This is a genomic window from Actinoallomurus oryzae (genome assembly GCF_039541955.1).
GTDB classification, from domain to species: Bacteria; Actinomycetota; Actinomycetes; order Streptosporangiales; family Streptosporangiaceae; genus Actinoallomurus; species Actinoallomurus oryzae.
In genome coordinates this window covers 122,024-145,796 of sequence record NZ_BAABHF010000050.1, presented here as the reverse complement: position 1 = coordinate 145,796, position 23,773 = coordinate 122,024, and the positions used below count along the sequence as shown (strand labels likewise).

The following is a 23,773-nucleotide window of genomic DNA, read 5'->3' as shown; positions in this document are numbered from 1 at the left end:
CCACCGCCGGAGCGGCACGACGAGCTCTGTCGGCGATCAGCCGAAGAGCTCGTCGGCCGCCTCGACGGTCGCAGCGCGCACTATCCAGGTATGGAGTTGCGTCACGTCCCGGCAGCCGCTGATGCGCTCTTTCTGTGCCTCTGTCAGAGTGAGGCCCCGGGCCTGCAAAAACATCACTACGGCCTCGGCCCTGCCATGGGCTTCAGCGTTTCGGAAGGTGTCGCTGTAGAACTCTGAGTCGGTCATCATGAGCGCCTCCAAGGCGTGGCGGGCGGCTTGGGGAAGGACCGCGAGGACGCAGTCGACGTAGCGGCGGGCGAGCGGTCGGTCGGCGTCGGCGATGAGGTCGGTGCCGCTCGACGCTGCCTGCAACACTTCCATACCCTGCGGGCCGTCGCCGTGATACATCGCCGATAGCACGCCCATCAGCGGGTCGGCAACGAAGTCCTTCGGGTCGGTCAGTGGGGGGACATGGTCCGGTTGCAGGACCAGCGGGGTGAGGGTGTGGCCGGGGTGGCCTGTCTCGATGGTTCTGGCGCACCATGTGGCGACACTCCGTTTCGGAGCGACCACCAAGAGAATGACCGGACATCGCTCGCGAGCGCGGAGTGTGGCGATGTACAGCGGCCAGGTCCACGGCTTCTCCTCGTCCGGCTGGCGCTGGATCTCTACCACGACGCCAAGCCTGCCGGAGTCGAGGTTTAACAGCACGGCCCCGTCACCGGTGTACTCGCTGGTCTTGAGGTCGGTGAAGGACTCCGAGCAGTGTGATGCTCCCCGGACGTCCGGCAGGTCCACGCCGGCTGCGCTGACGAGGTCGGCCGCGAACGCGGGGCGCCAGCGGAACAACTCGGCGAGGACGTCGTGTTCTTGGGTCGGCATGATAGGGACGCTAAAGGTCGCGGACTGATTGCGGAGAGTAATTAGAAAAGATCTAGAATATTTCCTCAGAGATACCGCGTGCCACGGCTCCTGGACCGGCGCGCCGGGTCCGCCGACACGGCCTGAGAGGTCCACGCCCTGCGGCCGGATGCGAGTACGCCCTGGCAAAGGACGTCATCAGCGGCTGGGCGTCCAAACGCTCGGCGACCGACGTGGTCGGCGGGCTGGTCGTGCACGAGTTCGGGCACCAGCTGCTCCAGGACCTGAGGACGACCAGGGGCGCGACCGCCGAACTCCAGTCGCGGGTCTCCTCGGTGCTGGGCCGGCCGTACGACCTCTCAGTGCCGCATGGCGACACGATGCGAGGGCTGATCCAGGCAGAACTTTCGATGTACGGCGCGACGAACCCGACGGAGATGGTGGCGGAGGCGTTCACCGAATACCGGCTGAGCTCGGAGCCGCGTGCCCTCGCCCGGGCGGTCGGGGACGTGATCGACCACTACCTCGAGGGGCCGCTGTGATCCGCGAACCGACCGTCTGCGACGCCTGCGCCCACCTGCGCCAGCGCCACGACCCGGCGGCGGAGTCGTCGCTGGACGAGTGGGTGCCGTACTGCGCGGCGTTCCCCGGCCGGGTACCGGCCGAAATCTACTTCGGCGGGTTCGATCACCGGGACGCGTTTCCCGGAGACCGCGGAGTCCGTTTCCTCCTCCGTCCGGGCGGCGAGGCCGCGCTCGAGCGGTACGAGGCGCGCACCGGCGAGGCCGGCGAGGGACGCAGGTCAGATGATGGGGGGGCGGCCCAGGCGGGTCATGCGCCAGACCGTGCGCCACCTGATCGGGCGGCGGGGGCCCGCCGGTTTGCGCCAGCCCTCGCGGAAGCCGCCGAACCACGGGCGCAGCGACGACAGTTTCCGCTCGCGGAGCACCGTCATGCCGATCCACACCGTCAGGTACGTCAGCGCGACCGGCCACGGTAGGTTGCGGCGGGCGAGCCACACCCGGTTGCGGGCGTTCAGCCGGTAGAACATCGCGTGGCGCGTCGGAGCGACCGCGGGGTGGAACATCACGCACTCCGCGTCGTACACGATGTGGTAGCCGGCGTTCAGCGCCTGCCAGGCGAGGTCGGTCTCCTCGTGGGCGTAGAAGAAGTCCTCCGGCAGCCCGCCGGCCGCGTCGAAGACCGCGCGGCGCACCGCGCAGGCGCCGCCCAGGAACGTCGTCACCTCCGACGAGCGCAGCGGGTCGCCCGCGCGCAGCCGGGGCACGTGCCGGCGCTCGCCCGGGCCGCCCTCCGGGTCGCGCACCCGGAACGACACGATGCCGAGCTTCGGGTCGGCGGTGAAGCGGTCGCGCAGGTACGCGCCCAGCTCCGTCGATTCGTACCAGCCGTCGTCGTCGAGGAACAGGATCACCTCGCCGGTGGAGGCCTCGACTCCGCGGTTGCGGCCCGCGGGGATGCCGACGTTCTCCGGGAGCCGCACGACGCGTACGGCGTCGCCCCAGGAGCCCGGCACGTCCGCGCCGTTGCCGACGAGGATGATCTCGACGTCGACGCCCTTCTGGCTCAGCGCGCTGTCGACGGCCTTCTTGAGCTCCACCGGGCGGTTGCCCATGGTGAGGACGACCACCGAGAGCTTCACTTGAGCCTCCGTGAGGCGACGACGCTGACGAAGTGCAGGCCCGTCTGGACCACGGCGACGATGGCGACCGCGACGGCGAGAACCCGGGTCGCGGTGAGGGTGTCGGTCACCTTGTCGACCACGGCGGCGGCCAGGATCAGCAGGGAGAGTTCGACGGCGCCGATGATCCGGTGGAGCTTGAGCAGCGAGACGGCCTCCCGGGCGAGGGCCAGGCCGGTGGACTCGGGCCGCAGCGCGCGGTCGCCGGTCGCCGGGTCGGCGGACAGGCCGGACTTGGCGCGGGCCACCACGACGTTGTCGGTCTCGGCCTTGATCAGCGCGGCGCCGAGCGCGGCGAGCAGGCCCAGCTCGACGTACCCGCCGTTCTCCCAGGCGCCCTGGGCCCGTACGCCGAGGCCGGCCAGCAGCGCGACCTCGGACATGTAGTGCCCGATCCGGTCGAGGTAGACCCCGGTCACCGAGGTGCGCTTGCGGAACCGCGCGACCTCGCCGTCGGAGCAGTCGAGCAGGAGGTACGCCTGGATGAGCACGGCCCCGACGATCGCCCACACGAGGCCCGTGGTGCCGCCCGCGGAGACCGCGACGGCCGCGCCGCCGAGTATGCCGCAGGCGATCATCATGTAGGTGAGCTGGTTCGGGCTGAACCCGATCCGGACGAACAGCCAGGTGAAGAGGGGCGAGATGTCGCGCATGTAGAGGCGACCCGCCCAGTGTTCCTCGTTGCGCCGGTTCTTCAGGCCGGGCGGCTGTCCGCCCGCCTTGACCTCAGCCAGCGAAGGTGCCGACATATTCGCGTACCGCTTTCAGCAGGGCACCTTCGTCCAAGGCGAGGTGCTCCAGGATGGTGTAACGACCCGGCCTGGTCTGGGGAGCGTAGGCCACCGCCTGGGCGAACTGCTCCGCGGTCAGACCGATGTCCTGGGGAGCCTTGGGCAACCCATGACGGTCGAGGCTCGCGACGATCTCGGTGAGGCGCTCGGTGCCCTCACCCAGATGCGTCGCGCGCAGGTGGTAACAGAACGCCGCCCCGAGCCCGGCCAGCTCGCCGTGGTTGGCGGTGCCGGGGAACAGGGCGTCGATCGCGTGCAGGATCTCGTGGTCGCCGCCGCTCGCCGGCCGGGAGGACCCGGCGAACGACATCGCCATCCCCGACAGCACGAGCCCCTCGGCCAGCACCGTCAGGAACTCGTCCGACTCGATGGAGCGGGGCTGGTGGATGAGCGCCTCGCCGGCCGTGCGGGCCAGGGTCAGGGCGAGCCGGTCGATGGGGTCCTTCTGCTCCCGGTTCGACAGGATCCAGTCCTCGACGGCGGAGAAGTTGCTCAGCACGTCGCCGATGCCGGCCCGTACGAGGCGTTCCGGCGCCGAGCGCACGTAGTCGAGGTCCACGATCACGGCGAGCGGCATCGTCACGCCGAACGACGCCTTGCCCTTCTCGTGCTCCAGCGAGGCGGTGGGCGAGCAGATGCCGTCGTGGGAGAGGTTGGTCGCGACGGACACCATCGGCATGCCGGCGAGGGTCGCGGCGTACTTCGTGGCGTCGATCGTACGGCCGCCGCCGATACCGACGACCGCCTCGTACGATCCGCTGCGCAGCCGGGAGCCCAGGGCCATGGCCGCGTCGACGGACGCGCCCTCGACCTGGAACACCTCGCAGGCCGCCAGGCTCGGGCGTACGTGCTCGGCGATCTGGTCGCCCTGGCCCGGGCCGACCGCGATGGCGACGCGGCCCTCGGTCGCGATGCGCCGGTCCGCGAGCAGCTCACCGAGATGGGCGATCGCACCCCGGCGTACGTCGATCGACAGCGGAGCCGGGAGCATCCGCGTGAGCAGGGGCATCAGTAAAGACCAGCGATCCGGCGGGCCTTCTCCAGGTCGTCGTGGTTGTCGACCTCGACCCAGTCGACGGCGCCGATCGGGGCGACCGCGATCTTGCCGCCGCGGTTCACCAGCTCCTGGTAGCCGTCCTCGTAGTAGAGGTTCGGGTCGCGCTCCCAGGTCGCCTTGAGGGCGTCGGCGAGCGGCTCGGCGGCGGCCGGCTCCAGCAGCGTCGCGCCGATGTACTCGCCGTTCGCGCTCGCCGGGTCCATCAGCTTGGTGATGCGCTCCAGGTGCCCGTCGGCGCCGAGGATGACCTTCATCTCCTCGTCGGCGAGCTTCTTCACGTCGTCGATGGCGAGCAGGACGTCGGGACCGCGGTTCTCCAGCAGGGTGCGCTCGACGCTCACCGGGTGGACGGTGTCGCCGTTCACCATGAGCACGCCCTCCTTGAAGTGCTCACGGGCGAGCCACATGGAGTAGGCGTTGTTCCACTCCTCGGCCTTGTCGTTGTGCACGAGGGTGATGTCGACGCCGTACCGGCTCTCGAGCCCGGCCTTGCGCTCCTCCACCGCGCCCGCCTGGTAGCCGACGACGATGACGACGTCGGTGAGCTCCACCTCGGCGAGGTTGCCGAGTGCGATGTCCAGGATCGTCGTCTCGCCGTCCACGGGCACCAGCGCCTTGGGGAGCGTGTCCGTGTAGGGGCGGAGCCGGCGTCCGGCACCGGCGGCGAGAACCATGCCGATCATCGAACGGCCTCCTCTGCTTGCTTCGCCTCGGCCTGCTCCGCCGCGGCTTCCTCTTCTTGCTGCTGCGCCGAGGTTCCCCCGGTGGTGTCTCCCTCGTTCTCGAGGTCGACCATGACGCCCTTGCCGGTGCCGGTGCGCGTCCAGGTGTAGACGCTCTCGATGCCGAACAGCAGCCCGAGATAGACGGCGAGCACCGCGATGACGATCGGGAGTACGCCGACGAGGGTGGCCACGGCCGCGATGAGCAGGCGGCCGTCCCAGCCCAGACCCGCACGGAAGACCCACTTGGCGGGCCACAGGCGCTGGCGGGTGCGGTAGACGGTGTCGTAGTGGTGGTAGGCGAGTATGCCGATGAAGGCGTACGTCAGCGGCTTGGAGACGTCGTGCGCGAAGCAGAGCGTCGCCAGGTAGCCGTACTCGATCGCGCGCATGAGCGGCGGCACCAGCCAGTCGAGGCGGCCGCTGTGCGGGTGCGTCGAGGCCGGTCCGCACAGCAGCAGCGCCAGCACCGGAGCGAAGATCGCGGGGCTGGTCTGGCCGTTGACGCCGGCGATCAGCAGGATGCCGGTGACGATGCCGGCGACGAGCAGCGGGAGCAGGGGCGGGAGCTGACCGCCGCTGAGCCGGCCGAGCAGGTGGGAGACGGGGCCGTCGTCACGGTAGGCGACCAGCCGGTCGCCGTGGAAGGTGAACGCCTCGCTCCGAGCCGGCCGCTGCTCGGGCGCCCCCGACGACATACCCCCGGGAAGCACGGTGCTCATCGGTCGCTCCCGCTCCTCACTCGCTGCGCGGCCGACCTCGTGCCTCGGCCGTCCACTCCGCTCGCTGCGGCGCGCTCGCTCCGGCTCATCGGTCGCTCACTCCCTGCAGAAGTTCAGTTGTCGTTTCAGGCGTCAAGGCGGGCCGCCCTGGGCTGGGTCAGGGACCGGAGGAACCGGCCACCGATGGTGTACGAGGCGGCGATGGCGCCCCAGGTGAGCAGCGCGATGAACGTCACCTTGGCGTTGAAGATCGCCGCGGTGAGGGCGATCAGCGCGAACCGCTCGCCGATCGGCAGCACGATGATCTTCTTGAACCAGTGGAAGACCCGGACCTTCTCCGACCGGCCGGACAGCCACACCGCCAGGTGGCCCAGGCCGCCGCCCTTCGGCCGACTCTTCTGCGGCTCGGGCTCGTCGAGCACCTTGTCGTCGGGCATCTCCAGGGCCAGCACCGGGATCGGCTCGGGCGGCTTGCGGCGCTTGGAGGCGCCGAACGCGAAGTCGACCATGTGCCGGCACGTCTGCACGGTCAGCGCCGCGACCGCCAGGTACCAGACGTCGCCGCCGTGCACCGAGCTGCCCACCGCGGCGGCGGACGAACCGACCGCCAGTCCGGCGAAGACGGTGTACTCCTTCGCGCGGTCGAAGGTCGCGTCGAGCCACGCGCCCAGCGTGCTGAACTGCCGGGTGTAGCGGGCCAGTTGCCCGTCCACGCAGTCGAAGACGAACGCGAAGTAGAGGCACACCGCGCCGAGGAGCATGCCCCAGCGGTGTCCGGTGGCGAACCAGGCGGCGGCCACCACCGAGATCCCCATCGAGATCGCGGTGACGCCGTTGGGCGTCCAGCGGCGCTTGGCGCACCAGCGGGCGATGTAACGCGAGTAGGTGCTGACCGCGTAGGTCGTGAAGAAGCCGTCGTTGTTCTTGACCGCCGCGTTGAGCCGCACCCGGTCCTCGTCGACGGCGTCGACGGCCTGCTGGGCCGCGGCGGCCTGATCCTGGTCGAGGACGCGCTCGCAGACGAGCTCGCGGCTGCCGCGGGCGGTGACCTTCACGCCGGAGCGGACCAGGCCGGTGACCAGCAGGGCCGGCGCGTCGTCGCCGGTGACCGGCGTGCTGGCCAGGACCGGAGGCAGCCCGGTGTTCTGCGCCTCGGCCTCCTCCTGGACCCCGGCCTCGGTCTCGTCCGGGCCGCTCCACAGGATGCGCACCGGGCTGATCTCGGTGAGGCCGTCGGGCGTGTCGACGAGTTCGGCGAACCGCTCGGCCACCGCGGCGAGGGTGCCGGTCTCCTCCTCGCCCACGCGCAGCACGCCGCGGAAGAGGGCGTTGGGGTCGGTTACCTGGTGGAAGCGGGTGCCGGCGGAGGAGATCCGGCCGCGCCGGATCTTCAGGGCGGGGCGCGTGGGCGCGTCGCCGATGGGCCGTACTCTGGTGGCCGAAGCCGACGCGGGGGCCTTGGAGTTGAACACGAGGCGGGCGAACACCTCACGGTGCGCCACGACGTCACCGTGCACGACCAGCATCGGCTCGGTGGCCTCGCGGGCCACGCGCGCGATCTCTCGCAGGTCCTCGGCGAGCCCCTTGGACTCGATCACTTCACAACCGAGGTCGCGGAGCTCGGCTGCGGTGCCGGGACGGGTGATCACACGGCGGTCGCCCACGTCGAGGGACTTGAGTTGCTCGAGCAGGCGGCCGATCACAGTGCCGCCGCGGAGCGCGAGGCCGGCCGTCGGCGAGGACTCAGGCACGACGGTCTCCGTCGCGACTACCACTGCCAACGTCATCGGCGCCCTCCGAACGTCATGTCAGGCAGTCCTTCAGGTGTTGGGGGTCATCTCCGGCGAACGCCGCGAGATACGAGCGCCGACCATACCGCGACCGTAACCTTGCCGCCGCTCTCGCGTGAACATCCGTTCGTCCGCCGGACGGATGGATGGAGAGTCCCCATAGGTTACCGTCGCTCGCGACCGCTGTTCCGCAGGCGCGGACAGTAGAGTGCATGCCTCATGACGCCCATGACGACGACGGCCGTGATCCTGGCCGGTGGGACGGGCCGCAGGCTCGGCCTCGAGGCGCCGAAACAGCTCGCGACGGTGGGCGGGCGCCCCATCCTGACGCGCGCGATCGCCGCGTTCGACGCCGCGCCGCAGATCGACGACATCCTGGTCGTGATGGCCCCCGGCCACCTCGCCGCCGCGGAGCTGGCCGCCGGACCGTACCCGAAGGTGACCGGCGTCATCGCGGGCGGCGCGAGCCGTACGGACTCCACGCTCTGCGCGCTGTCGGCTCTGGAGAACCGGCCGGGCGACACGCGCGTGCTGTTCCACGACGCCGCGCGGCCGTTCGTGGACGCCCGGATCATCGCCGAGTGCGTCGCGACGCTCGAACACGCCGACGCGGTGGCGGTGGCGGTGCCGTCATCGGACACGGTCGTCGTGGTCGAGGGTGACCGCGTGGTCGAGATGCCGCCCCGCGGCAGCCTGCGCCGGTTCCAGACGCCGCAGGGGTTCCGGCTGGCCACGATCCGCACGGCGTACGAGCGCGCCCTCGCCGACCCGGAGTTCGCGGCGAACCCGCCCACCGACGACTGCGGCGTGGTGCACCGCTACCTGCCCGGCGTGCCGATCGTCGTGGTGCCGGGCAGCGAGCAGAACATCAAGATCACGCACCCGGTCGACCTGATCGTCGCCGAGCAGATCACGTCTCGCGAGAACGCCCCAGGCTCGGCGGACTGAGCAGGAAGCCGAGCCCCCACGACAGGTGCATCGTCGCGTACACGATCGGCAGCCGCAGCCACGCCGACGCCGGCAGGCCGCGCCCGGTCGGCACCGAGCCGAGGATGACGGCGGCGGCGTACCCGCCCGGCAGGATCCAGGCCGGCCAGAAGCCGATCGCGCCGACCACGACGCCGGCCACGATCGCCACGACGGCGATCGGCGGCGCGAGGTAGCGCAGGTTCAGCGTGCCCTGGTGCTCGCGGCCCACGACCCGCCGCCAGCGGCCGGTGTGGAAGAACTGCTTGGCGAGCGCCCGGATGTTGGGCCGGGGCCGGTACGTCACGTGCATGCGGGGCGTGAACCACACCTTGCCGCCGGTCTGGCGGATCCGGTGGTTCATCTCCCAGTCCTGCGCGCGGACGAACGTCTCGTCGTACCCGCCGACGCGTTCGAGGGCACTGCGCCGGAACGATCCCAGGTAGACCGTGTCCGCCTCCCCGGCGCCACCGCCGGTGTGGAACGGCGCGTTGCCGATGCCGATCTTGGAGGTCATCGCACGCGCCACGGCCTTCTCGAACGGCGTGACGCCCTCGGCGGCCATGATGCCGCCGACGTTGTCCGCGCCGGTCTCCTCCAGCGTCTCCACCGCGGCGCGCACATAGTCGGGCGGCAGGAGCGAGTGTCCGTCGACCCGGACCACGATGGAGTACTGGGAGGCCTTGATGGCGGCGTTGAGCCCCTGCGGGGTGCGCCCGGTGGGGTTCGGGACGATGACGATCCGCGGGTCGTCGGCCGCGAGCTTTTCGGCGATCTCCTGCGTACGGTCACGAGAAGGGCCGATGGCCAGCACGAGCTCGAGCTCACCGGCATACTCCTGACCGAGGATGCCGCCGACCGCCTCGGCGAGATGGCGCTCCTCGTTGAGCACCGGCATGATCACTGACACCGCCGGCCAGACGCGGTTTCCGGCAAGGGGTGTGTTAGGCGAGGGATTCATGACGGCGCCACGGTACTGTACGAACGCGAGGAACGCCGCAATGTAGGCAAGACTTCGCACCTCGGGGAGGCGTGAGCGGCATGTCTGAAGACACCGGGTCCGACCCGCAGGAGCGATATTTCCGCCCGCGACTCGGTCCCCCCGGCGCTCCCGGCGACGAAGATGATACGACGCCCCCGGACGGAGTGGCGGTCGGCGACGCCGAGTCCACGCACGTCAAGGTCGAGCGCCGGCCGTCCCGGACCTACGCCCACGGGGCGCGGCGGCACCGCCGCGGCCTCATGGCGACCGGCGCGATGTCCGCGTTCGTGCTCCTGTTCGCCGGCGGTGGCTGGGTGTTCCAGGACTACGTGCTCGGCAACGTCCAGCGCGTGGACGCCTTCGACGGGCTCAAGAACCGCCCCGACGCCGGGCCCGAGGGCTCGATGAACATCCTGCTCGCCGGCGTCGACCGGCGCGAGGGTCTGACCGACCAGCAGATCAGGGACCTGCACCTGGGCAAGGTCGGCGGGCAGCGCTCCGACACGATGATGCTGGTGCACATCTCCTCCAAGCACGACAAGGTCACCGTGGTGAGCCTGCCGCGCGACTCGCTCGTGACCATCCCGGCGCACCGCTCCAACGGGGTGGAGGGCGCCAAGGGCGCCGAGGTCGGCCAGCGGCAGGGCAAGCTCAACTGGGCCTACATGTACGGCGGCGCGCCGCTGACCGTGCAGACCGTCGAGCGTGCCACCGGAGTGCACGTCGACCACTACGTCGAGGTCAACTTCCTCGGCTTCCTCAAGGTCGTCAACGCCCTGGGCGGGGTCACGGTCTGCACGCCGACGGCGGTCAACGACCCCAAGAGCGGCCTGCGGCTTCCGGCCGGCAAGAGCAACGTCGACGGCGCCACCGCCCTCGCGTACGCCCGCGCCCGCTACACCCTGACCGGCGGCAGCGACCTGGGCCGGATCGACCGGCAGCAGCAGTTCATGTCGGCGGTCGTGCACAAGGCGCTGAGCGAGCCGGCGAAGTTCCCGGCGTTCCTCAACGCCTCGCTGGATGCGATCCGCGCCGACAAGGGCCTGTCGAAGAACACGCTGAGCGCGCTCGCCATGCAGATGAAGGGCATGAGCACCGACAGCATCGCGTTCACGACCGTGCCCCTGGCCAACTCCGACTACACGGTCTCGATCGGCGGGCAGCAGCAGTCCACCGTGCTGTGGGACCAGTCGGCCGGCAACCGGCTGTTCAACGAGATCGAGGACGACAAGCCGATCGTCCAGCCGGCGCAGCCGACGCCGACCGCGTCCGCCGCCCCGAAGAACGGCCTGACGGTGCCGCCGAGCCAGATCGACGTCCGCGTCGTCAACGGCGTCGGCGTCCAGGGCCTGGCCACCAGGGCCGCCCGTGACCTGCACCGGGCCGGCTTCGGCACGACCGTGGCGCCGGGGACGCAGCACGGGGCCACGGCGACGGTGATCCAGTACGGACCGGGCCGGGAGGACTCCGCGAAGACGCTTAAGGCGGCCATCCCGGGCGCGAAGCTCAGGGCGGTGTCGTCTCTGGGCTCCCGGCTGCAGGTCGTGGTCGGCCCGTCCTGGACCGGCGCCAAGCAGGTGAAGGTGGCGACGCCGTCGACCTCATCATCGTCCCCGGGCGGCCGGATCAACGCCAAGACCGCCACCCAGAACCTCTGCAAGTGACGCGCGCCCTCGCGGCAGGTCGGCCCCGGACGGCGGGCTTCGCCGACAAGTCGCCGGTCGCTATTGCCCCAAACATGGCATTTGGCTACTAGCCTGCTGGACTAACGCCCGAGCAGGCCGCGGCCACTCTGGAGGAGTAGCGATGTCCAACGGCGCTCGTCATACCTGGGGCTTCTTTGCTGGAATCGTGCTCACGGCGGCCCTGGCGGCTTTGTTGATCTATGGCACGTACCGGTTGCAGCACGGCTACCTCACCGAGTTCCACAAACAGGACAAGTGGATCGGTGGCGGCCTCATCGCGGGGGCGGCGGTCGTGTTCGCGCTCCTCGCCTCGTCGCGGCTGTCGCCGCTGGCCTCGCTCATCGGCGGCATCGTGCTCACCGCGGCCGGTGTCATGTTCTTCGTCTCCCAGAAGACGACCGCGGACCTGATCAACCGCTTCCCGTTCAAGGAGCAGCGCGTCACGCTCGCCGGGCTGGAGGAGGAGGGGTTCCTCCTCTTCGCCGGCGTCGGGCTCCTGTTCGCCTCGTTCTTCCCCTCCCGCTGGCGGGCGCGCGGGGACGACGACGCGGACGACGGCTACGAGTACGGCCCGCCGGACACGCGCCGCGAGCCGTACAGCGAGCACGTCGCGGGTGAGACCTTCGGCGGGCGCCACGCGGCCCGGGACGACCAGACGGCCGTGTACGGCGAGCCGCAGAGCGGATACGACCAGCCGCAGGCCGGTTACGACCCGCAGCGCACGAGCTACGAGCCACCGCTGTACGAGCCGACCCGGCAGGAGCAGTCCCCGTACGCCGGGCGGCCGCCGTTCAGCCCGCCCGACGAGGACGGCGGCACCCGGGAGATGTACCGCCCCCAGTGACGTAACCGCACCTCAGGCCATACCTCGCACGGTATTGCCGGGCTCACGCGGCGGCCGGAGGATCGCCGCATGCACACCTACCGTTTGGACAAGCCCGGAGAGATCGACGGAATCGTCCGGCACGAGACCGGCGAACCGGAGCCCGGACCGGCCCAGATCGTGGTCCGCGTCCGCGCGACCTCCCTCAACCGGCGCGACCTGCTCATCCTCCAGCAGCGTTACCCGCTGCCGTCCGCGCCGAGCGTGATCCCGGTCAGCGACGGCGCGGGCGAGGTCGTCGCGGTGGGCTCGGAGGTGACCCGCTTCCGTGCCGGCGACCGGGTCGTCGGCGCCTACTGGCCCCGCTGGCACGACGGGCGGCTGCGGCCGGAGCTGATCGACCAGCTCGGTTGCACGCTCGACGGCATGCTCACCGAGTACGCCGTGCTGGACGAGCAGTGGGCCGTGTCCGTACCGGAGCATCTGAGCTGGGAGGAGGCGGCCACGCTGCCGTGCGCCGCGCTCACCGCGTGGACCTCCCTCGTCGGCGGCGCCCCTCTGGAGCCCGGGCAGACGGTGCTCACGCTCGGCACCGGGCCGGTCGCCCTGTTCGGCCTCCAGTTCGCCAGGGCGATGGGCTGCCGGACCGTCGCCACCACCTCCAGCGCGGCCAGGGCCGCCCGGCTGCGGGAGCTCGGCGCCGACCACGTGATCGACTACACCGCGACCCCGCAGTGGTGGCGCGCGGTGCGGGAGGTCACCGGCGGCCTGGGCGCGGACCTCGTGGTCGAGACGAACGGGCGGCCCACCATCGAGCAGTCCGTACGGGCCGCCGCACTGTACGGCCAGGTCGTGCTGTTGTCGGTGCCGACCGTCCCGGCCGGGGCGCCCGGTGCGAACCTGGAGATCTCCGGCGACGCCTACAAGAACTCTCTCGCGACGATCCGGCGCGTCTTCGTCGGCAACCGCGCCGACCACGAGGCGATGAACCGGGCGATCTCCACGAACCTCCTGCGCCCGGTGATCGACCGCGTCTTCGGCTTCGGCGAGGCGCGCGAGGCCTACGCGTACTACCGGGACGGCGTGCCCTTCGGCAAGGTCGTCATCGCGGTCGCCTGACGCGCAGCCGGTGGTAGGCCTCCAGGCCGTCGGGCACCCAGTCCCACTCGGGCAGGCGGCGTTCGAGCTCCTCCTCGGTCAGGAAGGCGTGCCAGGCGACCTCCTCGGCCTGTGGCGAGACCGGCAGGTCGCACCGGACCTCATAGACGCGTGTCCACCACGTGTGCCCGGCCGCGCCCTCGTACAGGAACGAGAACAGCGGGACCGGCCGGGGCAGCCCGGACACGCCGAGCTCCTCCTCGGCCTCCCGCAGCGCCGCGTCGTCGTAGGACTCGCCCGCCCCGACCACTCCGCCGACGAACATGTCGTAGCGCGAGGGGAAGATGAGCTTGCCGGGCGTGCGCCGGTGCACGAAGATCCGGCCCTGCCCGTCCCGTACGAAGACGAACGCGCACCGGTGCCGCAGGCGGCGCGCGTACGCCTCGGCCCGGGGCGCCGTGCCGATCACGTTGTCCTGCTCGTCCACGATGTCCAGGATCTCCTCGGCCGCACGCGCGGCGAGCCGCTCCACGACGCGGAAGCGCTGCGTCACCACCCGCGTCCGGTCGTCGACCGTGAACTCCGGGTCGCCGAGGGCCGCCCGCATCTCCTCGCCGTGCCAGAACCTCTCGTGCGCGGCACGCCACTCCGCCACCGACGTGTGGCCCTCGCCCTCCTCCATGACGTACGGCAGGTCGACCTCGCCGAGCGGCACGACGCGCACGTCCGTCGTCTCCACGACGGCCACCGGCCGGCCGCCGGAGTCCACGACCACGGACCGCTCCCCCGCGGCGGGCAGCGGCTCGCCCAGCCGCTCGTACTCCTCCCACAGCCCGGTGGTGGCCGTCTTCACCCCGGACAGGACGGCGGCGACGAGCCGGTCGCGCAGCGGTCCGGGGAAGGCCAGTTCGAACCGGGGCAGATCCTCGTGCGGCATGGCCACAGACTAGAGGCGCCGGGCGTGGCGGGCGGGGAGCCGCGGGGTAAGGTCCGAGCGTGACCGAGCACACAATGCAGCCATCACAGGATGAGCCGGGCCACCCTCACCTGGCCGAGCTCCGCGAGACGATCGAGCGCGGCGGTGCGCCGAAGTACCACGACGCCAACGCCGCCAAGGGCAAGCTGTTCGCACGCGAGCGGATCGCGATGCTCGTCGACCCGCTGTCCTTCGTCGAGGACGGCATGTACGCCAACGCGCTCGCCGAAGACCTTCCCGCCGACGGCGTGATCACCGGTACCGCCACGATTCAGGGCCGGCCGGTCGCGCTCATGGCCAACGACTCCACGGTCAAGGCCGGCTCCTGGGGCGCGCGTACGGTCGAAAAGATCATTCGGATCATCGAGCGCGCCTACCGCACCCGCGTCCCGATGATCTACCTGGTCGACTCAGCCGGCGCGCGGATCACCGACCAGGTCGAGATGTTCCCCGGCCGCCGCGGCGCCGGGAAGATCTTCCACACCCAGGTGCGCGCGAGCGGCTCGATCCCACAGGTGTGCGCGCTGTTCGGGCCGAGCGCGGCGGGCGGGGCGTACATCCCGGCCTTCTGCGACTTCGTGGCGATGGTGGACGGCAACGCCTCGATGTACCTCGGCAGCCCGCGCATGGTCGAGATGGTGGTCAAGGAGCAGACGACGCTGGAGGAGATGGGCGGGGCGAAGATGCACTGCTCGGTCTCCGGCTGCGGGCACTTCCTCGCCAAGGACGAGGGGCAGGCCCTCGACGCCGTACGCGACTTCCTGTCCTACCTGCCGTCACACTGGGAACAGCGGCCGCCGGCGACCGAGGCGCGCGACCCCAAGCCGGTCGATCTGCGCGGGCTCGTGCCGACGAGCGAGCGGGTCGCCTTCGACATGCGCCGCTACGTCAAGGGCCTGCTGGACGAGGACTCCTTCTTCGAGATCCACAGCCTGTGGGCGAAGGAGCTGGTCGTCGGCTTCGGCCGGCTCGAGGGCCAGGTCGTCGGCGTGGTCGCGAACAACCCGATGTTCAAGGGCGGGGTGCTGTTCGTCGACTCCGCGGACAAGGCGACGCGGTTCATCCAGCTGTGCGACGCTTTCAACGTACCGCTCCTGTTCCTGTCCGACGTGCCCGGTTTCATGGTCGGCACGGCGGTCGAACGCCAGGGCATCATCCGTCACGGCGCAAAAATGATCTCAGCCGTCTCTGAGGCCACAGTGCCCAAAATCTGCGTAGTCGTCCGGAAGGCCTACGGGGCCGGTCTGTACGCCATGGCGGGTCCGGGCTTTGACCCCGACGCCACAATTGCGTTGCCCACCGCGAAGATCGCCGTGATGGGCGCCGAGGCGGCCGTGAACGCGGTCTACTACAACAAGATCATGGCGATCGAGGACGCCGAGGAGCGCGAGGCGTACGTCGAGAAACTCCGCGCGGAGTACGAGCGGGACATCGACATCGTCCGCCTGGCAGGCGAACTCGTGGTCGACGCGATCGTCGAGCCGGAGGAGCTGCGGGACGAGCTCGCCGGACGCCTCGCCGCCGCCCGCGGAAAAGATCGATCATTCTCGCACCGCCGACACGGAGTCACGCCGGTCTGAAGGTCGTTCCAATTACCGCTCATTAGCTCGGATTTGGCGCGTTCCTTGGAGCTCTATGACTGGCAAATCGCAGGTCAAGCCCCCTCTAGTACGGAGGAAACAACTCTGAATAGCTCTACGATCGGCTCATGACCTCAGTACTGCTCGCCGAGGACGACACGTCCATCTCCGAGCCTCTCGCCAGAGCGTTGCGGCGGGAGGGATACAACGTCGAAGTCAGTCCCGACGGTCCGCAGGCCCTCGAACGGGCGCTGGGCGGTGGGGTGGACCTGATCGTGCTCGACCTCGGTCTTCCCGAACTCGACGGCCTCGAGGTGGCCCGCCGCGTCCGGGCGGAGGGCCACGGTGTGCCGATCCTCATCCTCACCGCCCGCGCCGACGAGGTGGACACCGTTGTCGGGCTCGACGCCGGGGCGGACGACTATGTGACCAAACCGTTCCGCCTGGCGGAACTCCTCGCCCGCGTCCGTGCCCTGCTGCGCCGAGGCAGCACCGAGACGCCGATCGTGCAGGGGGTGCGGATCGACGCCGAGTCGCGACGCGCCTGGATGGGCGACCAGGAGTTGCAGCTCACGACCAAGGAGTTCGACCTGCTGCGCGTGCTCGTACGCGACGCCGGCAAGGTCGTCACCCGTGAGCAGATCATGCGCGAGGTGTGGGACACCAACTGGTGGGGTTCCACGAAGACCCTCGACATGCACATCTCCTGGTTGCGCCGCAAACTCGGTGACGACGCGGGAAGCCCTCGCTACATCACGACCGTGCGCGGAGTCGGATTCCGCTTCGAGCGCGGCGACTGAAAACGGTGGACCGTGACGTGAACCACGGCATCACGTCACGGTCGGAAGAGAGGGACCCCCATGAGGCGACGTCTGCTGCTGTCGACGCTCGCCGTCGCGGTCGTGGCCGTGCTCCTGCTCGGCATCCCGCTGGCCTACGCCACCGAACGCCTGATCTACGACGAGGCCCAGCAGCAGGTCGAGCGCGAGGCGGCGAGCGTCGTCGCCGGCGTCAACCTGCGTGAGGAGTTGCGCCAGTCCGTCACCGGTGACCAGATCGCCAAGGAGTTCCCGGGCCGCTACATCGTGGTGACCATGGCCGACGGCACGCAGATCACCGCAGGCGAGGCCCCGGCCAAGGGCGACCATGTGATCACGAAGATGGCGGCGAACGACCGCGGCATCCACGTCCAGGTGTCACGGGACGCGGGCGACGTCGAGGCGGACGCCGTGCGCACGTTCCTGCTCATCGGCAGCCTCGTCGTGCTCGGTGTGGGGGTGGCGGTCGGGCTCGCGATGGTGCAGGCGCGCAAGCTGACGCTGCCGCTCATCGACCTGGCCGAGACCGCCGACCGCCTCGGGTCCGGCAACGCACGGCCACGGCGCCGCCGCTACGGCGTGCCCGAGGTCGACCGCGTGGCGGAGGTCCTCGACCGCAGCGCCGTGCGCATCGCCGACCTGCTCGCCGCGAGCCGGGAGTTCGCATCCGACGCGAGTCACCAGCTGCGCACGCCGCTCACCGCGCTGTCGATGCGGCTGGAGGAGATGATCGAGGCCGCGGAGTACCCCGACGTCGTACGCGAGGAGGGCGTCGCCGCCGCCGCCCAGGTGGAGCGGCTGGCCGCCGTCGTCGAGCAGCTCCTCGCGCGGGCCAAACACGACCCGACCGGCGACGCGGTCCCGATCGGGGTGGACGAGATCGTCGCGCAGCAGGTCAAGGAGTGGGAGCCGGTCTTCCGCCGCGAGAACCGCCGGATCGGCATGTCGGGCGTCCGCGGGCTGACCGCGGTGGTCAGCCCCGGCGGCCTGTCGCAGATCGTCGCGACGCTGCTGGACAACTCCCTCGTCCACGGCGACGGCGAGGTCACCATCCACACCAAGGAGACGCCGACCTCCATCGTCGTGGAGGTCGGCGACGAGGGGCCGGGCGTGCCGCCCGAGCTCGAACGCCGGGTGTTCGACCGCAACGTCAGCGGCCGGCAGGGCACCGGCCTGGGCCTCTACCTGGCGCGCTCCCTGGCCACCGCCGACGGCGGGCGGCTGGAGCTGATCCGGGCGCGCCCGGCGACCTTCGCGATCTTCCTGCGCAAGCGCGAGGAGGCGCTGCTCGCCAAGGAGCGCGTGGTCAGCGGCCCGGCCTAGAGGGCCTGTCTCAGAGCCTCGCTGTCTGTGAGACAGGCCCTGACCTCAGTCGGTGAGGGAGGCGTCCCAGCCGGGCTGCACGATGCGGCCGTTGGCGTCCGGCTGTGACGGGTCGCCGGCGATCAGCTCGATGGAGAACCAGTCGACGTCGGTGAGGCTCGTCTTCCAGGTCTGCTTCTTCGGCCACGCGTCGCTCGCGCTGTTCGGGCCGCCGACGACGAGTTCGTCCTTGACCTCGCCACCGCCCTTGTTCGAGTGCGCGGCGATCCGGTAGGTGAGGGTGTTCGTCGAGTCGTACGCGATGCCCCAGATGTTGAGCGAGCCCTTGGGGCAGGTCCGGGTGTACCGCTCGCCGACCTTGAGTGGGGGAATTCCTCCGTACACGTCTACCTCCGTGCTCGGGCGCCCGCCGCCGGCGAGCTGGTCGATGGTGAGTGTCGAGACGCTGGCGTCGTACTCGCCCTTGAACGCGCTGGAGAACTGCCAGATGTGCGGGCGGCTCCAGCCGCAGGTCAGACCGCTGGGCAGCCACGGCGCGAACGTCGTGGGCCACGTCGAGGTCGCCTTGGAGGTCGGGTACTGCGGGTACCACCAGAAGGGGTACTCGGCGGCGAGGCCGCGGCCGGTGTTGTTGGTCGCGTAACCGCCGCCCATGTAGATGCCGTACGTGATGCCGGGTGCCTGGTCGCGGATCCGATCCGCCCAGGCCACGGCCCAGGCGTGGGTCTTCGCCTGGTTCAGGTCGGACGCCTCCAGGTCCAGCCACAGCGACTCGCCGGCGACCGGCCGTACGACGTCCAGGAACCGGTCGGCCTGCGATCTCGCCGACGACGCCTCCGGACGCGCGAAGTGGTACGCGCCGCGGTGCCGGGCCCGCTGCTTCGCGCCCGCGTACTGGGCGTGGAACTTGCTGGAGGTGTACGACGAGCCCTCGGTCGCCTTGACGAACACCGCGTCGGCGGCCGGGACCGTGGTGCCCTGGTAGGCGCTCACGTCGTACAGGTGCAGGAGGCTCATGGCTCGATGAACCAGTCGTCGTCGGCCGCGGCGACGAAGGACCACCACTCGGCGAACCCGGTGACCTGGCCGTCGAACGGCCGGTCGACCAGTTCGTACCGGTCGTCGTGGTTGCCCTCGTAGACGTGGAGCCGGCCGCCTTCGCGCTCCTTCAGGATGCCGACGTGGTTGTCGTCGGGTCCGGTGCCCCGCCAGTCGTAGAAGACGATGCGGCGAGGCTTCGGCGTCATGGACACACGGCCCATGGCCGACATGCGGTCGTGCCAGTTCTGGACGTACGCGTCGCTCTTGTGCAGGCCGCCGATCGCCGCCAGGCCGCCGGGGATCTGCGCGATGCAGTAGATCGCCGAGGACGCGCACCAGTCCGCCCTGGCGTAGATGGTCGTCTTGGGCGGCTGAGCGTCCAGCCACCTGCCGTAGCTCGTCGTGCCGTCGGCCGCCTCGTGCCGGCCGACCTGGTCTTCGCAAACATCGAGGATGTCGATCATGTCGCTCACATCCGATCTGCGATGGACCGTCGACCTTACTTGACCGACGCACACAGATGAGTCAGCGAAGCCAGTAAAGGCATGACTCGCGCACGAGACCCGAGACAGCGCTACAATCCGCCGATTTCCCCCATTCCCCGCAGTAACCGCCATGCGGCGGCGTACGGGAACGGGTGGTCGGTGACGCGGCGAGAACGCTCAGCGGGAACGCTTGACGAGCCCGGCCGGGACCGGCTCGGGCTCGTCCGCGGGCTCCCGCTCGGCGGCGGCCGTCTCGGGCGTCTTCGCCTCGCCCTCGGGGAGGCCGGTGTGCGGGTCGACCGGGGGCGCGGACGGGGGCAGGAAGACCCACTTCTTGTACGCCCAGTAGCGGAACAGCGTGGCGGCACCGGTGCCGACGATCTGCGCGGCGTTGTACGCGATGCCGCCGTGCAGGCCCAGGATGTAGTGCGTGAAGCCGATGAACACCCAGGTGATCACCAGGGCGACGGCGTTCAGGACGAAGAACAGGACGTACTCGCGGCCCATGCCGCTGGTGTCGCGGTGCCGGAAGGTCCAGTAGCGGTTCGCGAAGTAGGAGAACGTCGTCGCGACGACGGTGCCGACGCCGAAGGCCTTCAGCGGCCCCACCCCGAGGCCCAGGTGCAGGACGTCGGCGATCCCGATGGTGATGATGAAGTTGAGTACGCCGATCACGCCGAACTTTGCCAGCTCGTGAACGAGGTGGGCGAATCGTCGGTACAGGTTTACGGCGATTCTCACTAAGGGAGACCTTTCGTTCGCGGTCGCGGTTGTTCTCGCGTTACCTCGGCAGGCCCGCAACTCTCCTTACCCCCGGCACGAAGAGGATAGACGGCGTTCGTGGCAGCATGTGCCTGTGGTCCCAGATTCTGGCAGCCGCCGACCGCGGCCGTCCGGGGTATGACGGGATCAGGCTCATGTCTCTCCGACCGAGGTGATCATGGACTACCGGCTCGACGACGAGCACGAGACCCTGCGCAAGACCGTCGAGGAGTTCGCCCGCGACGTCGTCGCTCCACAGGCCGAACGACTGGACGCGCACGAGGAGTTCCCGTACGACATCGTTCGCCAGATGGGCGACATGGGACTGTTCGGGCTGCCCTTCCCCGAGGAGTACGGCGGGATGGGCGGTGACTACTTCGCCCTCTGCCTGGCACTGGAGGAGCTGGCACGCGTCGACTCCTCAGTGGCGATCACCTTGGAGGCCGGGGTGTCGCTCGGCGCGATGCCGATCTACCGGTTCGGCACCGAGGAGCAGAAGCGCACGTGGCTGCCCGACCTCGTGACGGGCCGCGCGCTCGGCGCGTTCGGGCTGACCGAGCCGGGCGGCGGCACCGACGCCGGCGCCACCCGCACCACCGCCAAGGCGGTCGACGACCAGTGGGTGATCAACGGCACGAAGTGCTTCATCACCAACTCCGGCACCGACATCACCCGCCTGGTGACGGTCACCGCCGTCACGAGCGGCGAGGGGGCGGCGCGGGAGATCTCCTCGATCGTCGTCCCGACGCCGCGCGAGGGCCTCACCGTGGCGCCGAAGTACTCCAAGGTCGGCTGGCACGCCTCCGACACCCGCGAGCTGTCCTTCAACGACTGCCACGTGCCGGCCGAGAACCTCCTCGGCGAACGCGGCCGCGGCTACGCGAACTTCCTGTCGATCCTGGACGAGGGCCGCATCGCGATCTCCGCGCTCGCCACCGGCCTCGCCCAGGCGTGCCTCGACGAGTCGATCAAGTACGCCAAGGAGCGCACCGCGTTCGGCACGCCGATCGGCAAGAACCAGGCCATCGCCTTCAAGATCGCCGACATGGAGGTGCGCACGCACACCGCGCGTCTCGCGTGGTACCGCGCGGCCGAGAAGATGATGCGCGGCGAGCCGTTCAAGAAGGAGGCGGCCATCGCCAAGCTGCACTCTTCGGAGATCGCGGTCACCAACGCCCGCGAGGCCACCCAGATCCACGGCGGCTACGGCTTCATGAACGAGTACCCGGTCGCCCGTCACTGGCGCGATTCCAAGATCTTGGAGATCGGCGAGGGCACCTCCGAGGTCCAGCGCATGCTCATCGCCCGTGAGCTGGGCCTCTGAGGGCTCGGTAGGCTGCGGGGGTGACGGACAGGCAAGGTATTCCCGCGGTCGGCATGGTGGGCGGCGGTCAGCTCGCCCGCATGACCCAGCAGGCGGCGATCGGTCTCGGCGTGACCCTGCGCGTGCTCGGCGAGAGCGTCGACGCCTCCGCCGCGCGCGTGATCTCCGACGTCCGCGTCGGTGACCACCGCTCCCTCGACGACCTGCTCGCCTTCGCCAAGGACAGCGACGTGGTGACGTGGGACCACGAGCACGTCCCGGGCGAGCACATCAGGGCGCTGGAGGAGGCCGGGGTGGCGTGCCGTCCCGGCTCCGCCGCGCTCCTTCACGCCCAGGACAAGCGCGTGATGCGCGAGCGGCTGAGCGAGCTGGGCGTGCCCGTGCCCCGGTTCGCGCCGGTCGCGAGCCTGGCGGAGGCCGAGGAGTTCGGGGCGTGGCCGCTCGTGCTCAAGGCCGTGCGCGGCGGCTACGACGGCAAGGGCGTCTGGGTCTGCGAGAACCCCGCCGAGGCCCGTGAGGTGATCGAGCGGGCCGCGGCCGAAGGTGTTCCGCTGCTGGCCGAGGAGCACGTGCCGTTCCGCCGCGAGCTGGCCGCGCTGGTGGCGCGCTCGCCGTACGGCCAGGGCGCGGCGTACCCGATCGTCGAGACGGTGCAGCGCGACGGCATCTGCCACGAGGTGATCGCGCCGGCCCCCGGGCTCGACCCCGACCGGGCCGAGGAGGCCCAGCGGCTGGCCCTCGACATCGCCGAGCGGCTCGGCGTGACGGGCCTGCTGGCGGTCGAGCTGTTCGAGACCGTCGACGGCGTGCTGGTCAACGAGCTGGCCATGCGGCCGCACAACTCCGGGCACTGGACGATCGAGGGCGCGCGCACCTCGCAGTTCGAGCAGCACCTGCGCGCGGTGCTCGACCTGCCGCTGGGCGACACCCGGCCGACCGCGCCGTACACGGTGATGGCCAACGTCCTCGGCGGCGACGAGCCCCAGATCTACCCCCGCTACATCCACGTCATGGCGCACGACCCGGGCGTGAAGGTGCACTTCTACGGCAAGGAGATCCGGCCGGGCCGCAAGATCGGGCACGTCACCGCGCTCGGCGACGACCTGGACGACGTACGCGAACGGGCGCGGCACGCGGCCGACTACCTGAGGAACGGACCGCGATGACTGTTGGCGTGGTGATGGGCAGCGACTCGGACTGGCCGGTCATGAAGGCCGCCGCCGAGGCGCTGGAGGAGTTCGGCGTGCCGTACGAGGCCGACGTGGTCTCCGCGCACCGGATGCCGCACGAGATGATCGCGTACGGCTCCGAGGCGGCCTCGCGCGGCCTTCAGGTGATCATCGCGGGCGCCGGCGGCGCCGCCCACCTGCCGGGGATGCTCGCGTCCGTGACGCCGCTGCCGGTGATCGGTGTGCCGGTGCCGCTGAAGTACCTCGACGGCATGGACTCTCTGCTGTCGATCGTGCAGATGCCCGCGGGGGTGCCGGTGGCGACCGTCGCGGTCGGCGGCGCGCGCAACGCCGGCCTGCTGGCCGTACGCATCCTGGCGGCGAGCGACGCCGACCTGCGGGCGCGGATGGAGGAGTTCCAGCGCGACCTGCACGCCCAGGCCAAGGCCAAGGGTGAGCGCCTGCGCCAGGCGGCGGGCTGAGCCCTTCGCCCGTCAGACCGCCGGGACGATCCTCTTCCGCGCCGAGTTCTCGCCACGCGTCTTCACGCTCACCGACAGCGGCGTGTTCGGGAAGGGGAACCTCATCCTCTCCTACGCGAGGACGTCCGGATGAGGGCCCCGGCTCAGCGCGGGAGCCGCAGGCGTGCCCACTCGATCGCCGGGCAGCGGTTCATGACGACGTCCAGGCCCGCGTCGGCGGCCCTGGCCGCGGCGGCCTCGTCGACCACGTCGAGCGGGTACCAGATGGCCCGGATCTCGCCGTCCGTCCGCGGGCCGTACGAGCGGAACAGCTCGATCGCCTCGTCGGTGACCTGGCCGGCGTGCTCGGCTCGCCGGTAGACGCCGACGACGTTCACCGGTGAGGGCAGCTCGGCGAGCGAGGCGACACCGGGCTCGCCGAGCACGGTCGCCGCGTCGGGATGGACCGGCACGATCGTCTTGCCGCGTGACTGGAGCAGCTGCGCCATGTCGTACGCGGTGCGCCCGGGGTTGTCGCGCAGGCCCACGAACGCCCACGTCCCGGATTCGAGGAGGATGCGCCGGATGACGTCTTCGTCGGCGTAACGGTCGCTCATGACCGTCACAACCGTTGG

24 protein-coding genes are annotated in these 23,773 nt (G+C 70.4%); 11 read left to right on the top strand and 13 right to left on the bottom strand.

Annotation, left to right across the window (positions count from 1 at the left end; translation table 11 throughout):
• Positions 1-36: 36 nt before the first annotated feature.
• Positions 37-882, bottom strand: coding sequence for a hypothetical protein (locus ABEA10_RS42485; protein ID WP_345473966.1), 846 nt, complete (start codon positions 880-882; stop codon positions 37-39).
• Positions 883-1,094: 212 nt separating this feature from the next.
• On the opposite strand from ABEA10_RS42485, the gene ABEA10_RS42480 reads away from it, so the two are divergent.
• Entirely contained in the window at positions 1,095-1,403 is a 309-nt protein-coding gene (locus tag ABEA10_RS42480) for a hypothetical protein (protein ID WP_345473964.1), read from the top strand.
• A gap of 260 nt (positions 1,404-1,663) precedes the next feature.
• Here the strand turns inward: ABEA10_RS42480 and ABEA10_RS42475 are convergent, their stop codons facing one another.
• The 6 genes from ABEA10_RS42475 to ABEA10_RS42450 form a co-directional block, all read right to left on the bottom strand.
• The gene (locus tag ABEA10_RS42475) at positions 1,664-2,497 is read right to left on the bottom strand and encodes a glycosyltransferase family 2 protein (protein WP_329262150.1); all 834 of its coding nucleotides are present in this window, start codon (positions 2,495-2,497) and stop codon (positions 1,664-1,666) included.
• A 23-nt stretch (positions 2,498-2,520) separates the two neighbouring features.
• On the bottom strand, positions 2,521-3,312 hold the full coding sequence (locus ABEA10_RS42470) for a CDP-alcohol phosphatidyltransferase family protein (RefSeq protein WP_345473962.1): 792 nt from the start codon (positions 3,310-3,312) through the stop codon (positions 2,521-2,523).
• The gene (locus ABEA10_RS42465; RefSeq protein WP_345474054.1) at positions 3,290-4,345 is read right to left on the bottom strand and encodes an iron-containing alcohol dehydrogenase family protein; all 1,056 of its coding nucleotides are present in this window, start codon (positions 4,343-4,345) and stop codon (positions 3,290-3,292) included. Before ABEA10_RS42465 ends, ABEA10_RS42470 begins: the two co-directional genes overlap by 23 nt.
• Before the next feature lie 17 nt (positions 4,346-4,362).
• Positions 4,363-5,094 (bottom strand): phosphocholine cytidylyltransferase family protein, encoded by a 732-nt coding sequence (locus tag ABEA10_RS42460; protein ID WP_329251345.1) that lies wholly within the window; start codon positions 5,092-5,094, stop codon positions 4,363-4,365.
• Positions 5,091-5,855, bottom strand: coding sequence for a DUF5941 domain-containing protein (locus tag ABEA10_RS42455; RefSeq protein WP_345473959.1), 765 nt, complete (start codon positions 5,853-5,855; stop codon positions 5,091-5,093). Before ABEA10_RS42455 ends, ABEA10_RS42460 begins: the two co-directional genes overlap by 4 nt.
• Before the next feature lie 125 nt (positions 5,856-5,980).
• Complete coding sequence (locus ABEA10_RS42450; RefSeq protein WP_345473957.1) at positions 5,981-7,606, bottom strand: CDP-alcohol phosphatidyltransferase family protein; 1,626 nt, start codon at positions 7,604-7,606, stop codon at positions 5,981-5,983.
• A 267-nt stretch (positions 7,607-7,873) separates the two neighbouring features.
• On the opposite strand from ABEA10_RS42450, the gene ispD reads away from it, so the two are divergent.
• Positions 7,874-8,593, top strand: coding sequence for a 2-C-methyl-D-erythritol 4-phosphate cytidylyltransferase (ispD, locus tag ABEA10_RS42445; protein WP_345473955.1), 720 nt, complete (start codon positions 7,874-7,876; stop codon positions 8,591-8,593).
• Here the strand turns inward: ispD and ABEA10_RS42440 are convergent.
• Complete coding sequence (locus ABEA10_RS42440) at positions 8,556-9,572, bottom strand: glycosyltransferase family 2 protein (RefSeq protein ID WP_345473953.1); 1,017 nt, start codon at positions 9,570-9,572, stop codon at positions 8,556-8,558. The two genes, ispD and ABEA10_RS42440, sit on opposite strands and share 38 nt — an antisense overlap.
• Positions 9,573-9,652: 80 nt before the next feature.
• Between ABEA10_RS42440 and ABEA10_RS42435 the strand changes: the two genes are divergently transcribed.
• The 3 genes from ABEA10_RS42435 (at position 9,653) to ABEA10_RS42425 (ending at position 13,220) form a co-directional block, all read left to right on the top strand.
• Positions 9,653-11,257, top strand: a complete 1,605-nt coding sequence (locus ABEA10_RS42435; RefSeq protein WP_345473952.1) for an LCP family protein — start codon at positions 9,653-9,655, stop codon at positions 11,255-11,257.
• A gap of 142 nt (positions 11,258-11,399) precedes the next feature.
• Positions 11,400-12,122 carry a hypothetical protein gene (locus tag ABEA10_RS42430; RefSeq protein WP_345473950.1) on the top strand — a complete coding sequence of 241 codons (723 nt, stop codon included), beginning with the start codon at positions 11,400-11,402 and terminating at the stop codon, positions 12,120-12,122.
• 69 nt (positions 12,123-12,191) lie between these two features.
• Positions 12,192-13,220 carry a zinc-dependent alcohol dehydrogenase family protein gene (locus tag ABEA10_RS42425; RefSeq protein ID WP_345473949.1) on the top strand — a complete coding sequence of 343 codons (1,029 nt, stop codon included), beginning with the start codon at positions 12,192-12,194 and terminating at the stop codon, positions 13,218-13,220.
• On the opposite strand, the gene ABEA10_RS42420 is transcribed toward ABEA10_RS42425, so the two are convergent.
• Positions 13,204-14,136, bottom strand: a complete 933-nt coding sequence (locus ABEA10_RS42420) for an ASCH domain-containing protein (RefSeq protein ID WP_345473948.1) — start codon at positions 14,134-14,136, stop codon at positions 13,204-13,206. The genes ABEA10_RS42425 and ABEA10_RS42420 overlap by 17 nt on opposite strands.
• A gap of 59 nt (positions 14,137-14,195) precedes the next feature.
• Here ABEA10_RS42420 and ABEA10_RS42415 point away from each other — a divergent pair, with 59 nt between their 5' ends.
• The 3 genes from ABEA10_RS42415 (at position 14,196) to ABEA10_RS42405 (ending at position 17,896) form a co-directional block, all read left to right on the top strand.
• Positions 14,196-15,755, top strand: a complete 1,560-nt coding sequence (locus tag ABEA10_RS42415) for an acyl-CoA carboxylase subunit beta (RefSeq protein WP_345473946.1) — start codon at positions 14,196-14,198, stop codon at positions 15,753-15,755.
• 128 nt (positions 15,756-15,883) lie between these two features.
• Positions 15,884-16,555, top strand: coding sequence for a response regulator transcription factor (locus tag ABEA10_RS42410; protein ID WP_141956913.1), 672 nt, complete (start codon positions 15,884-15,886; stop codon positions 16,553-16,555).
• Between the two features lie 60 nt (positions 16,556-16,615).
• On the top strand, positions 16,616-17,896 hold the full coding sequence (locus tag ABEA10_RS42405) for an ATP-binding protein (RefSeq protein ID WP_345473944.1): 1,281 nt from the start codon (positions 16,616-16,618) through the stop codon (positions 17,894-17,896).
• 45 nt (positions 17,897-17,941) lie between these two features.
• Here ABEA10_RS42405 and ABEA10_RS42400 read toward each other — a convergent pair whose 3' ends face one another.
• The 3 genes from ABEA10_RS42400 to ABEA10_RS42390 all read right to left on the bottom strand — a co-directional run bounded on the left by ABEA10_RS42400 (position 17,942) and on the right by ABEA10_RS42390 (position 20,163).
• The gene (locus ABEA10_RS42400; RefSeq protein ID WP_345473942.1) at positions 17,942-18,913 is read right to left on the bottom strand and encodes a glycoside hydrolase family 25 protein; all 972 of its coding nucleotides are present in this window, start codon (positions 18,911-18,913) and stop codon (positions 17,942-17,944) included.
• Complete coding sequence (locus ABEA10_RS42395) at positions 18,910-19,401, bottom strand: CHAP domain-containing protein (RefSeq protein ID WP_345473941.1); 492 nt, start codon at positions 19,399-19,401, stop codon at positions 18,910-18,912. Before ABEA10_RS42395 ends, ABEA10_RS42400 begins: the two co-directional genes overlap by 4 nt.
• A 198-nt stretch (positions 19,402-19,599) precedes the next feature.
• Positions 19,600-20,163 (bottom strand): GtrA family protein, encoded by a 564-nt coding sequence (locus ABEA10_RS42390; protein ID WP_345473939.1) that lies wholly within the window; start codon positions 20,161-20,163, stop codon positions 19,600-19,602.
• Between the two features lie 199 nt (positions 20,164-20,362).
• Here ABEA10_RS42390 and ABEA10_RS42385 point away from each other — a divergent pair, with 199 nt between their 5' ends.
• The 3 genes from ABEA10_RS42385 to purE are packed head-to-tail and all read left to right on the top strand — an operon-like array spanning position 20,363 to position 23,159.
• Complete coding sequence (locus ABEA10_RS42385) at positions 20,363-21,508, top strand: acyl-CoA dehydrogenase family protein (protein ID WP_425551031.1); 1,146 nt, start codon at positions 20,363-20,365, stop codon at positions 21,506-21,508.
• Between the two features lie 53 nt (positions 21,509-21,561).
• Positions 21,562-22,674: a 5-(carboxyamino)imidazole ribonucleotide synthase gene (locus ABEA10_RS42380; RefSeq protein WP_345474049.1), complete on the top strand. Its 1,113-nt coding sequence runs from the start codon at positions 21,562-21,564 to the stop codon at positions 22,672-22,674.
• Positions 22,671-23,159, top strand: a complete 489-nt coding sequence (gene purE, locus ABEA10_RS42375) for a 5-(carboxyamino)imidazole ribonucleotide mutase (RefSeq protein WP_329251311.1) — start codon at positions 22,671-22,673, stop codon at positions 23,157-23,159. The genes ABEA10_RS42380 and purE overlap by 4 nt, the downstream gene beginning before the upstream one ends.
• A 143-nt stretch (positions 23,160-23,302) precedes the next feature.
• Here purE and ABEA10_RS42370 read toward each other — a convergent pair whose 3' ends face one another.
• A complete protein-coding gene (locus ABEA10_RS42370; RefSeq protein ID WP_345473936.1) occupies positions 23,303-23,755 on the bottom strand; it encodes a CoA-binding protein in 453 nt (150 codons plus the stop codon).
• Positions 23,756-23,773 lie beyond the last annotated feature (18 nt).

Bases quoted from the DNA above. Each gene is read 5' to 3' on its own strand.
- ABEA10_RS42455 (WP_345473959.1), bottom strand. From the start codon at position 5,855: ATGAGCACCGTGCTTCCCGGGGGTATGTCGTCGGGGGCGCCCGAGCAG.
- ABEA10_RS42410 (WP_141956913.1), top strand. From the start codon at position 15,884: ATGACCTCAGTACTGCTCGCCGAGGACGACACGTCCATCTCCGAGCCT.
- ABEA10_RS42475 (WP_329262150.1), bottom strand. From the start codon at position 2,497: ATGGGCAACCGCCCGGTGGAGCTCAAGAAGGCCGTCGACAGCGCGCTG.
- ABEA10_RS42395 (WP_345473941.1), bottom strand. From the start codon at position 19,401: ATGATCGACATCCTCGATGTTTGCGAAGACCAGGTCGGCCGGCACGAG.
- ABEA10_RS42485 (WP_345473966.1), bottom strand. From the start codon at position 882: ATGCCGACCCAAGAACACGACGTCCTCGCCGAGTTGTTCCGCTGGCGC.
- ABEA10_RS42425 (WP_345473949.1), top strand. From the start codon at position 12,192: ATGCACACCTACCGTTTGGACAAGCCCGGAGAGATCGACGGAATCGTC.
- purE (WP_329251311.1), top strand. From the start codon at position 22,671: ATGACTGTTGGCGTGGTGATGGGCAGCGACTCGGACTGGCCGGTCATG.
- ispD (WP_345473955.1), top strand. From the start codon at position 7,874: ATGACGACGACGGCCGTGATCCTGGCCGGTGGGACGGGCCGCAGGCTC.
- ABEA10_RS42440 (WP_345473953.1), bottom strand. From the start codon at position 9,572: ATGAATCCCTCGCCTAACACACCCCTTGCCGGAAACCGCGTCTGGCCG.
- ABEA10_RS42430 (WP_345473950.1), top strand. From the start codon at position 11,400: ATGTCCAACGGCGCTCGTCATACCTGGGGCTTCTTTGCTGGAATCGTG.
- ABEA10_RS42435 (WP_345473952.1), top strand. From the start codon at position 9,653: ATGTCTGAAGACACCGGGTCCGACCCGCAGGAGCGATATTTCCGCCCG.
- ABEA10_RS42370 (WP_345473936.1), bottom strand. From the start codon at position 23,755: ATGAGCGACCGTTACGCCGACGAAGACGTCATCCGGCGCATCCTCCTC.
- ABEA10_RS42385 (WP_425551031.1), top strand. From the start codon at position 20,363: ATGGACTACCGGCTCGACGACGAGCACGAGACCCTGCGCAAGACCGTC.
- ABEA10_RS42400 (WP_345473942.1), bottom strand. From the start codon at position 18,913: ATGAGCCTCCTGCACCTGTACGACGTGAGCGCCTACCAGGGCACCACG.
- ABEA10_RS42380 (WP_345474049.1), top strand. From the start codon at position 21,562: ATGGTGGGCGGCGGTCAGCTCGCCCGCATGACCCAGCAGGCGGCGATC.
- ABEA10_RS42470 (WP_345473962.1), bottom strand. From the start codon at position 3,312: ATGTCGGCACCTTCGCTGGCTGAGGTCAAGGCGGGCGGACAGCCGCCC.
- ABEA10_RS42405 (WP_345473944.1), top strand. From the start codon at position 16,616: ATGAGGCGACGTCTGCTGCTGTCGACGCTCGCCGTCGCGGTCGTGGCC.
- ABEA10_RS42460 (WP_329251345.1), bottom strand. From the start codon at position 5,094: ATGATCGGCATGGTTCTCGCCGCCGGTGCCGGACGCCGGCTCCGCCCC.
- ABEA10_RS42420 (WP_345473948.1), bottom strand. From the start codon at position 14,136: ATGCCGCACGAGGATCTGCCCCGGTTCGAACTGGCCTTCCCCGGACCG.
- ABEA10_RS42465 (WP_345474054.1), bottom strand. From the start codon at position 4,345: ATGCTCCCGGCTCCGCTGTCGATCGACGTACGCCGGGGTGCGATCGCC.